This is a genomic window from Pseudomonas sp. 2hn, assembly GCF_019646095.1.
GTDB classification, from domain to species: domain Bacteria; phylum Pseudomonadota; class Gammaproteobacteria; order Pseudomonadales; family Pseudomonadaceae; genus Aquipseudomonas; species Aquipseudomonas peradeniyensis.
In genome coordinates this window covers 1,036,999-1,053,282 of record NZ_CP081016.1, presented here as the reverse complement: position 1 = coordinate 1,053,282, position 16,284 = coordinate 1,036,999, and the positions used below count along the sequence as shown (strand labels likewise).

Annotated in this window: 21 protein-coding genes; 13 read left to right on the top strand and 8 right to left on the bottom strand. The window is 64.8% G+C overall.

The window, feature by feature from the left end; genetic code table 11:
• Positions 1-123: 123 nt before the first annotated feature.
• The 12 genes from K2O50_RS04910 (at position 124) to K2O50_RS04855 (ending at position 7,911) form a co-directional block, all read left to right on the top strand.
• Positions 124-1,098, top strand: coding sequence for a KpsF/GutQ family sugar-phosphate isomerase (locus K2O50_RS04910; RefSeq protein WP_050704099.1), 975 nt, complete (start codon positions 124-126; stop codon positions 1,096-1,098).
• Complete coding sequence (locus K2O50_RS04905; RefSeq protein WP_028689659.1) at positions 1,099-1,623, top strand: HAD family hydrolase; 525 nt, start codon at positions 1,099-1,101, stop codon at positions 1,621-1,623.
• Positions 1,624-1,631: 8 nt separating this feature from the next.
• Positions 1,632-2,204, top strand: a complete 573-nt coding sequence (gene lptC, locus K2O50_RS04900) for an LPS export ABC transporter periplasmic protein LptC (RefSeq protein ID WP_028689658.1) — start codon at positions 1,632-1,634, stop codon at positions 2,202-2,204.
• Complete coding sequence (gene lptA, locus K2O50_RS04895; RefSeq protein ID WP_011532418.1) at positions 2,191-2,715, top strand: lipopolysaccharide transport periplasmic protein LptA; 525 nt, start codon at positions 2,191-2,193, stop codon at positions 2,713-2,715. The genes lptC and lptA overlap by 14 nt, the downstream gene beginning before the upstream one ends.
• The gene (lptB, locus tag K2O50_RS04890; protein ID WP_011532417.1) at positions 2,716-3,441 is read left to right on the top strand and encodes an LPS export ABC transporter ATP-binding protein; all 726 of its coding nucleotides are present in this window, start codon (positions 2,716-2,718) and stop codon (positions 3,439-3,441) included.
• Positions 3,442-3,613: 172 nt separating this feature from the next.
• Entirely contained in the window at positions 3,614-5,113 is a 1,500-nt protein-coding gene (locus K2O50_RS04885; RefSeq protein ID WP_050704098.1) for an RNA polymerase factor sigma-54, read from the top strand.
• Positions 5,114-5,191: 78 nt separating this feature from the next.
• Positions 5,192-5,500 carry a ribosome hibernation-promoting factor, HPF/YfiA family gene (gene hpf / locus K2O50_RS04880; RefSeq protein WP_011532415.1) on the top strand — a complete coding sequence of 103 codons (309 nt, stop codon included), beginning with the start codon at positions 5,192-5,194 and terminating at the stop codon, positions 5,498-5,500.
• Between the two features lie 12 nt (positions 5,501-5,512).
• Positions 5,513-5,977, top strand: coding sequence for a PTS IIA-like nitrogen regulatory protein PtsN (gene ptsN / locus K2O50_RS04875; RefSeq protein ID WP_050704097.1), 465 nt, complete (start codon positions 5,513-5,515; stop codon positions 5,975-5,977).
• 2 nt (positions 5,978-5,979) lie between these two features.
• Positions 5,980-6,834: an RNase adapter RapZ gene (rapZ, locus tag K2O50_RS04870; protein WP_050704096.1), complete on the top strand. Its 855-nt coding sequence runs from the start codon at positions 5,980-5,982 to the stop codon at positions 6,832-6,834.
• A 20-nt stretch (positions 6,835-6,854) separates the two neighbouring features.
• Complete coding sequence (locus tag K2O50_RS04865) at positions 6,855-7,127, top strand: HPr family phosphocarrier protein (RefSeq protein WP_050704095.1); 273 nt, start codon at positions 6,855-6,857, stop codon at positions 7,125-7,127.
• 98 nt (positions 7,128-7,225) lie between these two features.
• On the top strand, positions 7,226-7,594 hold the full coding sequence (locus K2O50_RS04860) for a type II toxin-antitoxin system RelE/ParE family toxin (RefSeq protein WP_050704094.1): 369 nt from the start codon (positions 7,226-7,228) through the stop codon (positions 7,592-7,594).
• Complete coding sequence (locus tag K2O50_RS04855) at positions 7,591-7,911, top strand: helix-turn-helix domain-containing protein (RefSeq protein WP_050704093.1); 321 nt, start codon at positions 7,591-7,593, stop codon at positions 7,909-7,911. The genes K2O50_RS04860 and K2O50_RS04855 overlap by 4 nt, the downstream gene beginning before the upstream one ends.
• Before the next feature lie 40 nt (positions 7,912-7,951).
• Here the strand turns inward: K2O50_RS04855 and K2O50_RS04850 are convergent, their stop codons facing one another.
• The 6 genes from K2O50_RS04850 to pmbA form a co-directional block, all read right to left on the bottom strand.
• A complete protein-coding gene (locus K2O50_RS04850; protein WP_050704092.1) occupies positions 7,952-8,845 on the bottom strand; it encodes a ZIP family metal transporter in 894 nt (297 codons plus the stop codon).
• Between the two features lie 5 nt (positions 8,846-8,850).
• Positions 8,851-9,468, bottom strand: a complete 618-nt coding sequence (locus tag K2O50_RS04845; RefSeq protein WP_050704091.1) for a superoxide dismutase — start codon at positions 9,466-9,468, stop codon at positions 8,851-8,853.
• A 1-nt stretch (position 9,469) separates the two neighbouring features.
• The gene (locus tag K2O50_RS04840; protein WP_050704090.1) at positions 9,470-9,931 is read right to left on the bottom strand and encodes a DUF2753 family protein; all 462 of its coding nucleotides are present in this window, start codon (positions 9,929-9,931) and stop codon (positions 9,470-9,472) included.
• A 25-nt stretch (positions 9,932-9,956) separates the two neighbouring features.
• A complete protein-coding gene (locus K2O50_RS04835) occupies positions 9,957-11,333 on the bottom strand; it encodes a lyase family protein (RefSeq protein WP_050704089.1) in 1,377 nt (458 codons plus the stop codon).
• Positions 11,326-11,727: a hypothetical protein gene (locus K2O50_RS04830; protein ID WP_050704088.1), complete on the bottom strand. Its 402-nt coding sequence runs from the start codon at positions 11,725-11,727 to the stop codon at positions 11,326-11,328. The genes K2O50_RS04835 and K2O50_RS04830 overlap by 8 nt, the downstream gene beginning before the upstream one ends.
• Positions 11,728-11,935: 208 nt before the next feature.
• Positions 11,936-13,282, bottom strand: a complete 1,347-nt coding sequence (gene pmbA / locus K2O50_RS04825) for a metalloprotease PmbA (RefSeq protein ID WP_050704087.1) — start codon at positions 13,280-13,282, stop codon at positions 11,936-11,938.
• Positions 13,283-13,391: 109 nt separating this feature from the next.
• Here pmbA and yjgA point away from each other — a divergent pair, with 109 nt between their 5' ends.
• Positions 13,392-13,913, top strand: coding sequence for a ribosome biogenesis factor YjgA (gene yjgA, locus K2O50_RS04820; RefSeq protein WP_028689647.1), 522 nt, complete (start codon positions 13,392-13,394; stop codon positions 13,911-13,913).
• A 77-nt stretch (positions 13,914-13,990) separates the two neighbouring features.
• On the opposite strand, the gene tldD is transcribed toward yjgA, so the two are convergent.
• Positions 13,991-15,430 (bottom strand): metalloprotease TldD, encoded by a 1,440-nt coding sequence (gene tldD, locus K2O50_RS04815; RefSeq protein WP_050704086.1) that lies wholly within the window; start codon positions 15,428-15,430, stop codon positions 13,991-13,993.
• Positions 15,431-15,432: 2 nt separating this feature from the next.
• Positions 15,433-16,284 (bottom strand): carbon-nitrogen hydrolase family protein, encoded by an 852-nt coding sequence (locus K2O50_RS04810; RefSeq protein WP_050704085.1) that lies wholly within the window; start codon positions 16,282-16,284, stop codon positions 15,433-15,435.

The window sequence follows — 16,284 nt, the reverse complement described above, 5'->3', positions numbered from 1 at the left end:
GCGTCCCCCCACTCGTTCAGGGCACAGACAGGCTGGCGCGGCATCCATATGACATTCGAAGGATGAGCCTTTCACACATTGCGGCTATAATCGCCGCCTTTTCATCAGGCATTGCGTTTCGACATGACCCAATCCAGCGAGCTGATCCAATCCGCCCAGCGCACCCTGCGCCTCGAACTCGAGGCCGTGGAGGCCCTGCTGGCCCGCATCGACGGTGATTTCGTCAAGGCCTGCGAACTGATCCTGGCCAGCAAGGGACGGGTCGTGGTGGTGGGCATGGGCAAGTCGGGGCATATCGGCAACAAGATCGCCGCCACCCTGGCCAGCACCGGCACCCCGGCGTTCTTCGTGCACCCGGCAGAGGCCAGCCACGGCGACATGGGCATGATCACCCGGGACGATGTCATTCTTGCCCTGTCCAACTCCGGCAGCACCGCCGAGATCGTCACCCTGCTGCCGCTGATCAAGCGCCTGGGCATCCAGATGATCAGCCTGACCGGCAATCCGGGCTCGCCCCTGGCCCAGGCCGCCGAGGTCAACCTCGACGCCAGCGTCGCCCAGGAAGCCTGCCCGCTCAACCTGGCGCCGACCTCCTCCACCACTGCCGCGCTGGCGCTGGGCGATGCCCTGGCTATCGCCCTGCTCGAAGCCCGCGGCTTCACCGCCGAGGATTTCGCCTTCTCCCACCCCGGTGGCGCGCTGGGTCGTCGCCTGCTGCTGAAGGTCGAGAACGTCATGCACGCCGGCGAGGAGCTGCCCCAGGTCAAACGCGGCACCCTGCTCAAGGACGCGCTGCTTGAAATGTCCCGCAAAGGCCTGGGCATGACCGTGGTCCTGGGTGACGACGGCAAGCTCGCCGGCGTGTTCACCGACGGTGACCTGCGCCGCAGCCTGGACCGCAACATCGACGTGCACAAGACCCTCATCGACGAGGTCATGACCGTCCACGGCAAGACCGCCCGCGCCGAGATGCTCGCCGCCGAGGCACTGAAGATCATGGAAGACCACAAGATCAGCGCGCTGGTGGTCGTCGATCAGGACGACCGCCCGACCGGCGCCCTGAACATGCACGACCTGCTGCGCGCCGGAGTGATGTAAATGAACCAGGACCTGATGCAACGCGCCAAGGCCATCAAGCTGGCGGTGTTCGACGTCGATGGCGTGCTCACCGACGGCCGCCTGTACTTCCTCGAGGACGGCAGCGAGTTCAAGACCTTCAACACCCTCGATGGCCACGGCATCAAGATGCTCATGGCCGCGGGCGTGACCACCGCGATCATCAGCGGGCGCAAGACCCCGGTGGTCGAGCGCCGGGCGAAGAACCTCGGCATCCCGCACCTGTTCCAGGGCCGCGAGGACAAACTGGTGGTGCTGGACGGCCTGCTCGCCGAACTCAATCTAAGCTATGAACAGGTCGCCTACCTCGGCGACGACCTGCCCGACCTGCCGGTAATCCGCCGCGTCGGCCTGGGCATGGCGGTGCACAACGCCGCGGCATTCGTTCGCCAGCACGCCCACGGCGTCACCCAGGCCCGCGGCGGCGAAGGCGCCGCCCGCGAGTTCTGCGAACTGATCATGCAGGCCCAGGGCACCCTGGACGCTGCCAACGCCCATTACCTGTAAGGCTGCCCATGCTCAGCAAGAAGATCAGAAATGTCGCGCTGCTAGGCGGGATCGCCGCCGTGCTGGTTGCGGTAGGCTATTGGAACATCAGCCCGGAGAGCTTCCTCGACCAGCCGCAGGCCCAGGTCGACCAGAGCGCCATCGACTACTACGCGATCAACGCCCACAGCCTGCAGTTCCTGCCCGACGGCAAGCTGCAGTACGAGATGACCGCCGCCAAGGTCGAGCACCTCAAGGCCAGCGAGGTTACCCTGGTGACCACGCCCGACCTGCACATGTACCGCGGCACCGAGTACCCCTGGCACGTGCAGAGCAAGCGCGCCGAGGTCAACCCGGACGGCACCGAGGTCGAACTGATCGACGATGTGCGCGTGGCGCGCACCGACGAGAAGCAACGTGAAACCATCATCACCAGCACACGCATGACCGTGTTCCCGCAGAAGCAATATGCGCAGACCGAGCAAGCCGTTAGAATCGACGGCGCCGGTGGCACGACTACGGGCAAAGGAATGAAAGCGTATTTGAAAGAAGGCAGGATGGACCTGCTCTCTAACGTAAGAGGACAGTATGAGGCTCGTTAAAACCATCCCCCTTCTGCTCAGCCTGGGCGTAGCACTGGGAAGCGCGAGCGCCTTCGCCCTGCCGAACGACCGTGACCAGCCGATCCGCATCCAGGCGGACAACGCCCACCTGGACGACAAGCAGGGCGTTGCCACCTATACCGGCGACGTGATCATCACCCAAGGTTCGATGATGATCAAAGGCAACACCGTGACCATGACCCGCGCCGCCTCCGGCGACATCGACGTGGTCACCTCGGTGGGCAACCTGGCCTACTTCGAGCAGCAGCAGAGCGCCGCCAAGCCCGACAAGATGAAAGGCTGGGCCGTGACCATCCAGTACCAGGCGCAGAAAGACATGGTGATCCTCACCGATCGCGCCAAGGTCGAGAACGAAGGCAACACCACCGAAGGCGAGAAGATCGTCTACAACACCAAGACCCAGGTGGCTACCGCCGGTCGCGGTGGCAACGTGACTGCACCACGTCAGCGCATCGACATGGTCATTCAACCGAAGAAAAAGGCCGAGTAAATGGCAACCCTCAAAGCCCAGCACCTGGCCAAGAGCTACAAGGGCAGGCAGGTCGTTCGCGACGTCAGCCTGTCCATCGACAGCGGCCAGATCGTCGGCCTGCTCGGCCCCAACGGCGCCGGCAAGACCACCTGCTTCTACATGATCGTCGGCCTGGTCCAGGCCGACCAGGGTCGGGTGCTGATCGACAGCCTCGACGTCAGCCACCAGCCCATGCACGGGCGCGCCCAGGCCGGCATCGGCTACCTGCCGCAGGAAGCCTCGATCTTCCGCAAGCTGTCGGTGGCCGACAACATCATGGCCATCCTCGAGACCCGCAAGGACCTCGACCGCGACGGCCGGCGCAAGGAGCTGGAAAGCCTGCTGCAGGAATTCCACATCAGCCACATCCGCGACAACCTCGGCATGAGCCTCTCCGGCGGCGAACGCCGCCGCGTCGAGATCGCCCGCGCCCTGGCCACCGCGCCCAAGTTCATCCTGCTGGACGAACCCTTTGCCGGCGTCGACCCGATCTCCGTCGGCGACATCAAGCAGATCATCCACCACCTCAAGAACAAGGGCATCGGCGTACTGATCACCGACCACAACGTTCGCGAGACCCTGGACATCTGCGAGACTGCCTACATCGTCAACGATGGCCAGCTGATCGCCGAAGGCGACGCCGAGACCATCCTGGCCAACCAGCTGGTCAAGGAAGTGTACCTGGGGCACGAGTTCCGACTCTGACCCGGCCTGCCCGGAGCACTGGCGCAAGCGCCTGTTCGAGGCTTAAGTTGTTACAGTGCTCTAGGCAAACGCTGCAATTTCAGGCATACAACTTGCTTAAAATCGGCGCCCAGGCGCCCTCCGTGTAGTGGATGGCGCATGCGCGCCGGCAACAAGGTATCAAGCCCCAGCCATGAAACCATCGCTCGTCCTAAAAATGGGCCAGCAACTGACGATGACCCCGCAGTTGCAACAGGCCATCCGTCTGCTTCAGCTCTCCACCCTGGACCTCCAGCAGGAAATCCAGGAAGCGCTGGAGTCCAATCCGATGCTCGAACGTCAGGAAGACGGCGAGGACTTCGACAACAGCGACCCGATGGCGGACAACGCCGAGAACAAGCCGGCCGCCGAAGTCCAGGACAACAGTTTCCAGGAAACCAGTACCAGCAGCACCGCGGAAAACCTCGAAGACGGCGAATGGGCCGAGCGCATCCCCAACGAACTGCCGGTCGACACCGCCTGGGAAGACATCTACCAGACCAGCGCCAGCAGCCTGCCGAGCAACGATGACGACGAGTGGGACTTCACCACCCGCACCTCGGTCGGCGAGAGCCTGCAGAGCCACCTGCTGTGGCAGCTCAACCTGGCGCCGATGTCCGACACCGACCGCCTGATCGCCGTCACCCTGATCGACAGCATTAACGGCCAGGGCTACCTGGAAGACACCCTCGAGGAGATCTGCGCAGGCTTCGACCCGGAGCTCGACATCGAGCTGGACGAGGTCGAGGCGGTGCTGCATCGCATCCAACAATTCGAGCCCGCCGGTATCGGCGCCCGCTCCCTGGGCGAATGCCTGCTGTTGCAACTGCGCCAGCTGCCTGCCTCGACACCGTGGATGAGCGAGGCCCAGCGCCTGGTCACCGATTTCATCGACCTGCTCGGCAGCCGCGACTACAGCCAGCTGATGCGCCGCATGAAGCTCAAGGAAGACGAGCTGCGCCAGGTCATCGAACTGGTACAGACCCTCAACCCGCGCCCCGGCTCGCAGATCGAGTCCAGCGAGCCCGAGTACGTCGTGCCCGACGTCATCGTGCGCAAGGACAGCGAGCGCTGGCTGGTCGAGCTCAACCAGGAAGCGGTACCGCGCCTGCGGGTCAACCCGCAGTACGCCGGCTTCGTCCGCCGCGCCGACACCAGCGCCGACAACACCTTCATGCGCAACCAGCTGCAGGAAGCGCGCTGGTTCATCAAGAGCCTGCAGAGCCGCAACGAAACGCTGATGAAGGTGGCGACGCAGATCGTCGAGCACCAGCGCGGCTTCCTCGACCATGGCGACGAGGCCATGAAGCCGCTGGTGCTGCACGATATCGCCGAGGCGGTGGGCATGCACGAGTCGACCATCTCGCGGGTGACCACGCAGAAATACATGCACACCCCACGCGGCATCTACGAACTGAAATACTTTTTCTCAAGCCACGTAAGCACCGCCGAAGGCGGCGAATGCTCGTCCACGGCGATCCGCGCGATCATCAAGAAACTGGTGGCGGCGGAAAATCAGAAAAAGCCATTGAGTGACAGCAAGATCGCTGGTTTACTGGAGGCACAAGGCATCCAGGTAGCCCGTCGCACCGTCGCCAAGTACCGCGAATCGTTGGGCATCGCCCCATCGAGCGAGCGCAAGCGACTGATGTAGCCCCGGGATGTGCCACAGCGTTTCAGTGGCAGGTGCAATACCTGCCTCTTTATGCACGGGCAACAAAGGAGAAGCTGTATGCAAGTCAACATCAGTGGACAGCATGTAGAAGTCACCCAACCACTGCGCGATTACGTGCTCGAGAAGCTCGCCCGCGTCGAGGGTCATTTCGACAAGATCACCAATGCGACGGTGATCATGAAGGTCGAGAAGCTGCAGCAGAAGGTGGAAGCCACACTCCAGATTCCCGGTGGCGAAGTCGTCGCCAACGCCGAACATCAAGACATGTACGCGGCGATTGACGCCCTGGCCGACAAACTCGATCGCCAACTGAAAAAACACAAGGAAAAACAGCAAAGCCTGCTGCAAGGCGCAGCCGCCCGCTGATCCCCCTCATCCATGATCCGACTTGAAACCATCCTGACCCCCGGCCGTTCCCTCGTGAACGTGCCGGGCGGCAGCAAGAAGCGCGCCCTGGAAAAGGTCGCCACCCTGATCGCCGAGCAAGTACCCGAGCTGGAGATGCAAGACGTCTTCGACAAGCTCATCGCTCGGGAAAAACTGGGCTCCACCGGTTTTGGCAATGGCATCGCCATTCCCCACTGCCGGCTTGTGGGCTGCACCGCGCCAGTGAGCGCCCTGCTGCACCTGGATGCCCCCATCGATTACGATGCCATCGATGGCGCCCCGGTCGACCTGCTGTTCGTCCTGCTGGTCCCGGAAGCCGCCACCGATGCCCACCTTGAACTGCTGCGCCAGATCGCCAGCATGCTCGATCGCAAGGAGGTCCGCGATCGCCTGCGTGCCGCCGACAGCAGCGAGACCCTTTACCAGGTCGTCCTGGACGTACAGAACGAGCACTGAACATGCGCCTGATCATCGTCAGCGGCCGCTCCGGCTCCGGTAAGAGTACCGCCCTCGACGTGCTGGAAGACAACGGCTACTACTGCATCGACAACCTGCCCGCCGGGTTGTTGCCGCAGTTGGCGGAAAACGCGCTGATCAACACCGAGCTGCTGCAACCGAAGGTGGCGGTGTCCATCGACGCGCGCAACCTGCCCAGCCACCTGTCGCGCTTCCCCGAACTGCTCGAAGAGGCACGCTCACGGCATATCCAGTGCGACGTGCTGTACCTGGACGCCGACGAAGACACCCTGCTCAAGCGCTTCTCGGAAACCCGCCGGCGCCACCCACTGACCAATGACAGTCGCTCGCTGGCCGAGGCGATCCGCGTGGAAAGCGAGCTGCTCGGGCCGATCGCCGACCTCGCCGACCTGAAGATCGACACCACCAGCCTGAACCTCTACCAGCTGCGCGATTCGATCAAGCTGCGCCTGCTCAACCAACCCGAGCCAGGCACCGCGTTCCTGGTCGAGTCATTCGGCTTCAAGCGCGGCATGCCGGTGGACGCCGATGTGGTGTTCGACGTGCGCTGCCTGCCCAATCCGTACTGGAAGCCGGAACTTCGCGAGCATTCCGGCCTCGAACAGCCGGTAATCGACTACCTGGCCGCCCAGCCGGACGTCGAGGAAATGTTCCAGGACATCTCCGGTTACCTGCTCAAATGGCTGCCGCGCTTCGCCGCCAGCAACCGCGCCTATGTCACCATCGCCATCGGCTGTACCGGCGGCCACCACCGCTCGGTGTACATCACCGAACGGCTTGGCCAACTGCTCCAGCAATCCCTGAAAAACGTCCAGGTCCGCCACCGCGACCTCTAGCCCACAGGATCCGCCCCACGATGCCCGCCCGCGAAATCACCATCATCAACAAGCTGGGCCTGCATGCGCGGGCGGCCGCCAAGTTCGTCGGCGTGGCCGGTCGCTTCCCCTGCCAGGTGCGGGTCGGCCGCGCGCCGGACAAGCTGGTGGACGGCAAGAGCATCATGGCGGTGATGATGCTCGCCGCCGGCAAGGGCACGCCGGTGCACCTGCACACCGAAGGCGAGCAGGACGCTGAAGCCATGGATGCGCTGGTCGAGCTGATCAACAACTTCTTCGACGAAGGCGAGTAACGCTTTCTCCTCCCGCAACATCCTCTTCCAATTGTCCGGATGCAGCTTTGCCAGATTGAATTTATACCTATATAGGTATAAATTCAGCAGGTGATTTCATGGAATCGGACAGGCAACCCAAGCCGCTTTACTGGGTCGCAAGCAGCAAAAAGGATCTGCTGTGCCTCCCCGAGGACGTCCAGCAAACCGTCGGCTTTGCTCTGCACCTGGCTCAGACAGGAGGCAGGCACCTACAGGCTAAAGTCCTAAGAGGATTTTCAGGCGCTGGCGTGCTCGAAGTCGTGGAAGACCATGACGGCAACGCCTATCGCGCGGTCTATACCGTACGCCTTGGCACTGCGGTGTATGTCTTGCATTGCTTCCAGAAGAAGTCCAAGGCGGGCATCAGGACGCCCGAAACAGACATCGCCCTGGTGCGCAAGCGATTGAAGCTTGCACAGGCCCACTCAGAAGGAATCCAGGCATGAGCGAAATCGAACAGGGCAGCGGCAATGTCTACGCAGACCTCAACTACCCGGATGCAGACGAGATGCTGGTCAAGGCACGCCTGGCGAGCAAGATCTGCAGCATCATCAAGGCCCGCCATCTGACCCAGATGCAAGCCGCGCAAATCCTTGGCCTGCCTCAGCCAAAAGTATCGGAAATGATTCGCGGAAAATTCCGTGGTATCAGCGAAAGCAAGATGATCGACTGCCTGGCACGCCTTGGCCGCGACGTGCAGATCGTGGTCAAGGCCGCACCGCGTTCACGTCCCCAAGGGCGGGTGGAGGTCATCTTCGCCTGAGCAACGCCCAACGAGAAGCTGACTCCATCCCCTGCTCCTCTCACGACAGCGCCGTGTCCATCACCATCATCAGGCAGAACCCGACACACAGCCCCAGGCTCGCCAGGCGGTGATGCCCGTTGCTGCGCGATTCGGGAATAATCTCCTGGGTCACCACCAGCAGCATCGCCCCCGCCGCGCAGGCCAGGCCCAGCGGCAACAGCAGTTCGGCGATGTTCACCAGCCAGGCGCAGATCACCGCAGCCAGCGGCTCGACCAGCCCTGACGCCGCGCCGATCAGGAACGCCTTGAACCGCGGCATGCCGGCCCCGGCCAGCACCAGCGCGATCACCAGGCCCTCCGGTACATCCTGCAGCGCGATGCCCATGGCCAGGCTGTCGGCATCAGGCATGCCCCCGCCGGCGGACACACCGATGGCCATGCCTTCGGGGATGTTGTGGGCGATGATGGCAATGACGAACAACCAGATCCGCGCCGCGATCACCGGCTGCTGATCGTTGCCGACCAGGGCCTCTGGCGAGGTGCCGGAAACCTTGAGGTCGACCAGGAACAGGCACAGCGCGCCGAACAGCAGGCCGCCGCTGATCAGGCCACCGGCGCCCCATGGGCTGAAACCGATGGATTGGGCCGCATCCAGCCCGGGCATGATCAGCGAGAATGCGGTGGCCGCCAGCATCACCCCGGCGCCGAAGCCGAGCAAGGTGTCGGCCACGGCCACCGGCATGTTACGGATCACCAATACCGGTACCGCGCCCAACGCCGTCCCCAGCGCGCACAATGCGCCGCCCTCAAGGGCACGCAACATGCGCGGCTCCAGGTCCAGCCAGGCGATGCCCCGCGCCACCAGCAACGCGGTGCCAACCAGCAACAGCAAGGTCCCAAGCGCCAGGCGGAACAGGCGCACACTGCTGACAGACATCACCTCGGAGCGCATACCGGTCAGACTCGTTTCAGGGCTTCAAGGTAGCGACGTTCCACTTCGGCCCAGTCGACCACGTTGTAGAAGGCGCCAATGTATTCCGGACGACGGTTCTGGTACTTCAGGTAGTAGGCGTGCTCCCACACGTCCAGGCCGAGGATCGGCGTGTTGCCGTGCATCAGCGGGCTGTCCTGGTTGCCGCTGCTCTCAACGACCAGCGTGTTCTGCGGGGTCACGCTCAACCAGGCCCAGCCGCTGCCGAAACGGGTCAGCGCGGCCTTGGTGAAGGCCTCCTTGAACGCCTCGAAGCCGCCGAGCTGCGCATCGATGGCCTTGGCCACCTGCCCTGCCGGCTGGCCGCCGCCCTTGGGCGACATGACGGTCCAGAACAGGGTGTGGTTGGCATGCCCGCCGCCCTGGTTGATCACCGCGCCCTGGAGCTTCTCGGGCAGTTGCTTGACCGCGCCCACCAGGCGTTCCACCGGCCATTCGGCCCACTCGGTGCCCTCGATGGCGGCGTTGAGGTTGTTGATGTAGGTCTGGTGATGCTTGCTGTGGTGGATCTCCATGGTCTGGGTGTCGATGTGCGGTTCCAGCGCATCGTAGGCATAGGGCAACGCAGGCAAGGTATGCGGCATGTCAGTGGATTCCGTAGGCAGGTGTGCGATCAGTGATATCCGTATGTGCGACCAGCTCGCCGGCCACCGGGGCCTGCCGGTTGAGCAGGCGCTCGGTACGCGGGTATTGGCCGTATTCGGCGATGAAGCTCAGCAACTCGGTGTAGGTGCGCCCGCTGTGGCGCAACGCGGCGTCGCGCAGGGCCTGGGGCAGGCGCGGATCCTGGCTGGCCTGGAGCAGCCGCTGGTGCGCCGCGCACAGGTAGTCGGCGCTTTCCTGCGGCTGGTTCAGGCGCAAGTGCAGGTCGGCCAGGTTGTGATGGGCAATGACCAGTGCGGCCACCGCCTCGTCGACGTCATGCCAGCGCTCGAATAGCACCTGGGCCAGGGCCAGGGCTTGCAGGTAGTGTTCCCGGGCATCGACCAGCTCGCCCTGCTCGAACAGGCGGTTGGCGTCTTGCGTGGTGCGTTTCCAGTGCTGCATGACGTGTCTCCTGGGCGGCCCGGGCTCAGATGCCGCCGGCGGTGAGTTTTTCCGGATCCAGCAGCGCCTCGAGCTGGTCACGCGACAGGTCGGTGTGCTCCAGCGCCACGTCGATGATCGGACGACCCTGCTTGTAGGCGGTCTTGGCGATCTCGGCGGCCTTGAGGTAGCCGATGATGGGGTTCAACGCGGTGACCAGGATCGGGTTGCGCGACAGCGCCTCCTTGAGCTTGGTTTCGTTGACCTTGAAGCTGGCGATGGCCTTGTCGGCCAGCAGGCGGCTGACGTTGGCCATCAGCTCGATGCTTTCCAGCAGATTGCGGGCGATCACCGGCAGCATCACGTTGAGCTCGAAGTTGCCCGACTGCCCGGCCACGGCGATGGTGGCGTCGTTGCCGATCACCTGGGCGGCGACCATGGCGGTGGCTTCCGGGATCACCGGGTTGACCTTGCCCGGCATGATCGACGAGCCCGGCTGCAAGCCCTGCAGCTCGATTTCACCGAGGCCGGCGAGCGGGCCGGAGTTCATCCAGCGCAGGTCGTTGGCGATCTTCATCAGCGCCACGGCGGCGGTCTTGAGCTGGCCGGACAGGGCCACGGCGGTGTCCTGGGAGCCGATCAGGGCGAACAGGTTCTCGCCGGGGGTGAACTTGACCTGGGTCAGGCCGCTCAACTGGCGGGCAAAGCCTGCGGCGAACAGCGGATGGGCGTTGATGCCGGTGCCCACGGCGGTGCCGCCCTGGGCCAGCGCCTGCAGGCTCGGCAGGGTGGCTTCGATATGCGCCTGGGCGCCCTTGACCTGCGCGGCCCAGCCGCCGAGCACCTGGCTCATGCGCACCGGCATGGCATCCATCAGGTGGGTGCGGCCGGTCTTCACGTGCTTGTGCACTTCGAGCGCCTTGGCCTCGATCACCTGAGTGAGATGGCGCAGGGCCGGCAACAACTGCTCGTGCAGGGCCAGGGCGGCGCTGACGTGGATGGTGGTGGGGATGATGTCGTTGCTGCTCTGGCCACAGTTGACGTGGTCGTTGGCATTGACCGGCTCGCCCAGCACGCGGCTGGCCAGGGTGGCGATGACCTCGTTGGCGTTCATGTTCGAGCTGGTGCCGGAGCCGGTCTGGAACACATCCACCGGGAAGTGCTGGATGAAATCCCCGGCCAGCAGTTGCTCCACCGCCTTGACGATGGCCTCGCCCTGCCCCGCGCTCAGCTGGGACAGCTCGACGTTGGCCTTGGCCGCCGCCGCCTTGGCCAGCAGCAGGGCACGGATGAACTGGGCCGGCATCGGCTTGCCGCTGACCGGGAAGTTGTCGACCGCGCGCTGGGTCTGGGCACCGTACAGGGCCTGGGCCGGCACCTGCAGTTCACCCATGCTGTCACGCTCGATACGGGTATCACTCATCTTCAAGTCCTTGCATCAGTTCTTCGGGAGAAATCGACGGCAGCAGCACGCTGTTGGCGAGCTGCATCGCGTAGGGCTGCCAACGCTGGTTCTGTTCGCAGCGATCGAGGTTGCGCAGGTCGAGCAAGGGCCGCCAGGCCTGGTCCAGGCACAGGCAGCGCCAATGCCACGGCAGCATGCGATCGTTGGCGGTATCCAGCAGCAGGCGGAAGGCGGTCAGCGCCACGGTCCAGAGCGAGGTTTCGGTGCAGCACACCAGGTAGCGACCTTCGGCCAGGTAATGCTCGATCAGGCGCGGCTCGTCGGGTTCGAGCGCGCAGCGGATGCGCCGGCTGAGCCAGCGCCAGTTTTCCAGGTAGGGCAGTTCGTGGAGGACGGGTTTCATGAACATCATCGCCGGGTTACTGGATAATGATATTCATTATTATGTGATAAATAGAATCAGTTCAAGCCAGGCGATGGGCAAAAGAAACCCGGCGCGATGGCCGGGTCTTTTACAAGACATGAGCAGGGCAGCGTGGGAGCGAGCTTGCCTCGCGATTGCAGGTGAGATTATCGCGGGGCAAGCCCGCTCCCACCCTCCCCAGCCAATAGAGCGCCGATCAGCTGCCCGCCACCGTCATCCGCTCGATCAGCACCGAGCCACTGTGGATATTGCTGCGGGTCTCGATATCGCTGCCGATCGCCACGATCTGCTGGAACATGTCCTTCATATTGCCGGCGATGGTCACTTCCTGGACCGGGAACTGGATCTCGCCGTTTTCAACCCAGAAGCCCGCCGCGCCACGGGAATAGTCACCGGTCACCATGTTCAGGCCATGCCCCATCAGCTCAGTCACCAGCAGGCCGCGGCCCATGCGGCGAATCAATGCCGCCTGGTCCTCAACGCCATGGGTGACGAACAGGTTGTGCACGCCCCCGGCGTTGGCGGTGCTCGGCAGGCTCAGCTTGCGCCCGGAATAGGTGCCCAGGATGTAGGACACCAGCTCGCCCTTGTCGACGAACGGCTTGGCGTAGGTGGCCAGGCCATCGCCGTCGAACGCCGCGCTGCCCAGCGCACGCGGGATGTGCGGTCGCTCGTCGAGGGTCAGCCAGGTGGGGAACAGGCGCTGGCCGATGGTGCCTTCGAGGAACGATGACTTGCGGTACAGGTTGCCGCCGGAAATCGCCGACAGGAAGCTGCCGAACAGGCCGCCGGCAAGCTCCGCCGAGAACAGCACCGGCACCTCGCAGGTCGGCACCGGACGCGCGCCCAGGCGGCTGGCGGCGCGTTGCGCGGCGCGCTGGCCGATGCTGCGCGGGTCGGCCAGCAGGTTGCCCTGGCGATTGACGTCGTACCAGTAGTCGCGCTGCATCTGCCCTTCGGCCTCGGCGATCATCACGCAGCTCAGGCTGTGCCGGGTGGACGCGTAGCCGCCAATGAAACCGTGGCTGTTGCCATAGACCCGCACGCCCTGGTGGGTATTGAGGGTGGTGCCGTCGGCGTTGAGGATGCGCTTGTCGGCATCGAACGCCGCCGCCTCGCAGGCCAGCGCCATCTCGATGGCCTTCTCCGGCTCGATGTCCCAGTCGTGGTACAGGTCCAGGTCAGGGATCTCGCGGGCCATCAAGGCGGCATCGGCCAGCCCCGAACACTCGTCCTCGGAGGTGTGCCTGGCGATTGCCAGGGCCGCCGCGACGGTCTCGCGGATCGCCTCAGGGCCGCTGGCCGAGGTGCTGGCCGAACCCTTGCGCTGGCCAACGTAGAGGGTGATGCCGAAGCCCTGGTCGCGGTTGAACTCGACCGTCTCGACTTCGCGCTGGCGCACCGTGGTGGACAGGCCCTGCTCCAGCGACACCGCCACTTCGCAGGCGCTGGCGCCCTGGCGGCGCGCCTCGGCAACGATCGCCTCGACCTGTTCCTGCAACGCCGGCAGGTCCTTGGGGCCTACGCTCTGGACTGCACTCATGGTTCTCTCCACTGAAAATTCTGCGTTCGGCTTGGGTCATTCTACGACCGGGCCGGACAAGCGGCCCCCGACTGGTTATCATGGCGGCGATTTCCTGCGGACTGCCCCCATGGTTGATTCTTACGACGACGCCTTCGACGGCGAAAAAAGCAAAACCCAGATCAAGCGCGAGCTGCATGCGCTGGTCGAGCTCGGTGAGCGCCTCACCACCCTCAAGGCCGACACCCTGGCCCGCCTGCCGTTGACCGACGAGCTGCGCAAGGCGCTGGAAGAAGCCAGCAAGCACACCGCCCACGGCGCCCGCAAACGCCACATGTCGTTCGTCGGCAAGCTGATGCGCGTGCAGGACCTGGACGCCATCCATGCCGTGCTCGAGCAGGTCGACAGCTCGACTCGCCAGTACAACGAGCGCTTTCACGGCCTCGAGCGCTGGCGCGACCGTCTGATCGACGGCAACGACGAGGACCTCGAACGCTTCGTCAACGAGTTCCCCGACACCGATCGCCAGCACCTGCGCTCGCTGATCCGCCATGCCCAGCACGAGAAGGCGCGGAACAAGCCGCCTGCGGCTGCGCGTAAAGTGTTCAAGTACATCCGCGACCTCGACGAGGTCCAGCGCGGCCTGCGTTGAGGCCATCGCGGGGCAAGCCTGCTCCCACAGATGCCTGGAAAGGCTGCGTGGGAGCGGGCTTGCCCCGCGATTGATCATCAAGCCCCTGTACCACCGACAGTGATCGCATCCAGCTTCAGGGTCGGCTGGCCAACGCCTACCGGCACAGACTGCCCATCCTTCCCGCACGTACCCACGCCGCTGTCCAGCGCCAGGTCGTTGCCGACCATCGACACACCCCGCATCGCCTCCGGGCCATTGCCGATCAAGGTCGCGCCCTTCACCGGCGCGGTGATCTTGCCGTCCTCGATCAGGTAGGCCTCGCTGGTGGAGAACACGAACTTGCCGCTGGTGATATCCACCTGGCCACCGCCGAGGTTGGCGCAGTAGATGCCCTTCTTCACCGACTTGATGATTTCCTCGGGGTCGCTGTCGCCGGCGCGCATGTAGGTGTTGGTCATGCGCGGCATCGGCAGGTGGGCGTAGGATTCACGCCGGCCGTTGCCGGTCACCGCCATGCCCATCAGGCGGGCGTTGAGCTTGTCCTGCATGTAGCCCTTGAGGATGCCGTTCTCGATCAGCGTGGTGCACTCGGTCGGCGTGCCTTCATCATCGATGCTGAGCGAGCCGCGGCGGCCTTCCAGGGTACCGTCGTCGACGATGGTGCACAGTTTCGAGGCCACTTGCTCGCCGATACGCCCACTGAACGCCGAGCTGCCCTTGCGGTTGAAATCGCCTTCCAGCCCGTGACCGACTGCCTCGTGCAACAGCACGCCGGACCAACCCGGGCCGAGTACCACCGGCAACGTGCCAGCCGGCGCCGGGATCGCCTCGAGGTTGACCAGGGCCTGACGCAGCGCCTCGCGGGCATAGCCCATCACCCGCTCCTCGGTGAAGAAGCGATAGTCGGTACGACCGCCACCGCCCTGCCCACCGCGCTCGCGACGACCGTTCTGCTCGACGATCACACTGACGTTGAAACGCACCAGCGGACGCACATCGGCGGCCAGGCTGCCATCGGCGGCGGCGACCAGGATCCGCTCCCAGACCCCGGCCATGCTCACGCTGACCTGCTGGATACGCGGGTCGAGGGCGCGGGTGGCGGCATCGACGCGCTTGAGCAGCTCGACCTTCTCGGCGCGGCTCAGCACATCCAGTGGATTGTCAGACGCGTACAGGGCAGTCACATCCTGGCTGCGGAACGCCTGCACCTTGCCGTCCTGCCCGGCACGGGAGATCGAGCGGGCGGCGCGGGCCGCCGAGGTCAGGGCTTCGAGGTTGATCGCGTTGCTGTAGGCGAAGCCGGTCTTCTCGCCGGACTGGGCACGCACGCCCACGCCCTGGTCGAGGTTGAAGCTGCCCTCCTTGACGATGCCGTCCTCCAGCGCCCAGGTTTCCGAGATCTGGCCCTGGAAATACAGGTCGGCGGCATCGATGCCGGGGCCGGCCAGCTCGCCCAGCACCGTCTGCAGGCTGTCGAGGGTCAGGCCGCCCGGGGCCAGGAGCTGCTCGCTGACGGTGGATAAAATCTCGCTCATAGTCACTCCGAGGTGTGCGCAGGCCGCAAGGCGTCCTGCGAGAAAAAGCGCCGGTGCGTGACCACCGGCATGCGCGCCCGGATGGACGCCTGTTCTTCACTGTCGCGCGTGGCAAGCAATACCGCTTCGCCCCGCGCCTGTTGCGCGACGATCCGCCCCCAGGGGTCGACGATCGCCGCCTGGCCGTGGGTTTCCCGCGGCCCCGGATGCAGGCCGCCCTGGGCGGCCGCCAATACATAGCACTGGGTCTCGATGGCCCGTGCGCGAATCAGTACTTCCCAATGCGCCGCTCCGGTCACCGCGGTAAACGCCGCCGGTGCGCTGATCAGCTCGGCCCCGGCGGCGCGCAAGGCGCTGTACAGCTCGGGGAAGCGCAAGTCGTAGCACACCGACAGGCCCAGCCGGCCCACGGGCGTGTCGGCCACCACCACCTGGCTGCCGTGGGCGTAGTCGTCCGACTCACGGTAGCGGCCACGGTTGTCGGCCACGTCTACATCGAACAGGTGCAGCTTGTCGTAGCGGGCGGCGATCTCGCCGTGCTCATCGACCAGCAACGAGCAGGCGTGGGCCTTGGCGTGCGGCTGGCCGACCGGCGGCAGCGGCAAGGTACCGGCGACTATCCATAACCTGAGGTCGCGGGCGGTGCGTTTCAACCATGGCAGGATCGGCCCCTCGCCCAGCGCCTCGGCCCGACCGATGGCCGCGGCGTCGCGCCGGCCCATGGCGGCGAAGTTCTCCGGCAGCACCGCCAGGCGCGCGCCACCGGCGGCGGCCTGCTCGAGCAGTGCCGTGGCACGTTGCAGGTTGGCCAGCACATCGTCCTGGCTGACCATCTGGATCACAGCTGACGTCAT

Coding starts and splice junctions, on each gene's coding strand:
- K2O50_RS04910 (WP_050704099.1), top strand. CDS start 124: ATGACCCAATCCAGCGAGCTGATCCAATCCGCCCAGCGCACCCTGCGC.
- K2O50_RS04905 (WP_028689659.1), top strand. CDS start 1,099: ATGAACCAGGACCTGATGCAACGCGCCAAGGCCATCAAGCTGGCGGTG.
- lptC (WP_028689658.1), top strand. CDS start 1,632: ATGCTCAGCAAGAAGATCAGAAATGTCGCGCTGCTAGGCGGGATCGCC.
- lptA (WP_011532418.1), top strand. CDS start 2,191: ATGAGGCTCGTTAAAACCATCCCCCTTCTGCTCAGCCTGGGCGTAGCA.
- lptB (WP_011532417.1), top strand. CDS start 2,716: ATGGCAACCCTCAAAGCCCAGCACCTGGCCAAGAGCTACAAGGGCAGG.
- K2O50_RS04885 (WP_050704098.1), top strand. CDS start 3,614: ATGAAACCATCGCTCGTCCTAAAAATGGGCCAGCAACTGACGATGACC.
- hpf (WP_011532415.1), top strand. CDS start 5,192: ATGCAAGTCAACATCAGTGGACAGCATGTAGAAGTCACCCAACCACTG.
- ptsN (WP_050704097.1), top strand. CDS start 5,513: ATGATCCGACTTGAAACCATCCTGACCCCCGGCCGTTCCCTCGTGAAC.
- rapZ (WP_050704096.1), top strand. CDS start 5,980: ATGCGCCTGATCATCGTCAGCGGCCGCTCCGGCTCCGGTAAGAGTACC.
- K2O50_RS04865 (WP_050704095.1), top strand. CDS start 6,855: ATGCCCGCCCGCGAAATCACCATCATCAACAAGCTGGGCCTGCATGCG.
- K2O50_RS04860 (WP_050704094.1), top strand. CDS start 7,226: ATGGAATCGGACAGGCAACCCAAGCCGCTTTACTGGGTCGCAAGCAGC.
- K2O50_RS04855 (WP_050704093.1), top strand. CDS start 7,591: ATGAGCGAAATCGAACAGGGCAGCGGCAATGTCTACGCAGACCTCAAC.
- K2O50_RS04850 (WP_050704092.1), bottom strand. CDS start 8,845: ATGCGCTCCGAGGTGATGTCTGTCAGCAGTGTGCGCCTGTTCCGCCTG.
- K2O50_RS04845 (WP_050704091.1), bottom strand. CDS start 9,468: ATGCCGCATACCTTGCCTGCGTTGCCCTATGCCTACGATGCGCTGGAA.
- K2O50_RS04840 (WP_050704090.1), bottom strand. CDS start 9,931: ATGCAGCACTGGAAACGCACCACGCAAGACGCCAACCGCCTGTTCGAG.
- K2O50_RS04835 (WP_050704089.1), bottom strand. CDS start 11,333: ATGAGTGATACCCGTATCGAGCGTGACAGCATGGGTGAACTGCAGGTG.
- K2O50_RS04830 (WP_050704088.1), bottom strand. CDS start 11,727: ATGATGTTCATGAAACCCGTCCTCCACGAACTGCCCTACCTGGAAAAC.
- pmbA (WP_050704087.1), bottom strand. CDS start 13,282: ATGAGTGCAGTCCAGAGCGTAGGCCCCAAGGACCTGCCGGCGTTGCAG.
- yjgA (WP_028689647.1), top strand. CDS start 13,392: ATGGTTGATTCTTACGACGACGCCTTCGACGGCGAAAAAAGCAAAACC.
- tldD (WP_050704086.1), bottom strand. CDS start 15,430: ATGAGCGAGATTTTATCCACCGTCAGCGAGCAGCTCCTGGCCCCGGGC.
- K2O50_RS04810 (WP_050704085.1), bottom strand. CDS start 16,284: ATGACGTCAGCTGTGATCCAGATGGTCAGCCAGGACGATGTGCTGGCC.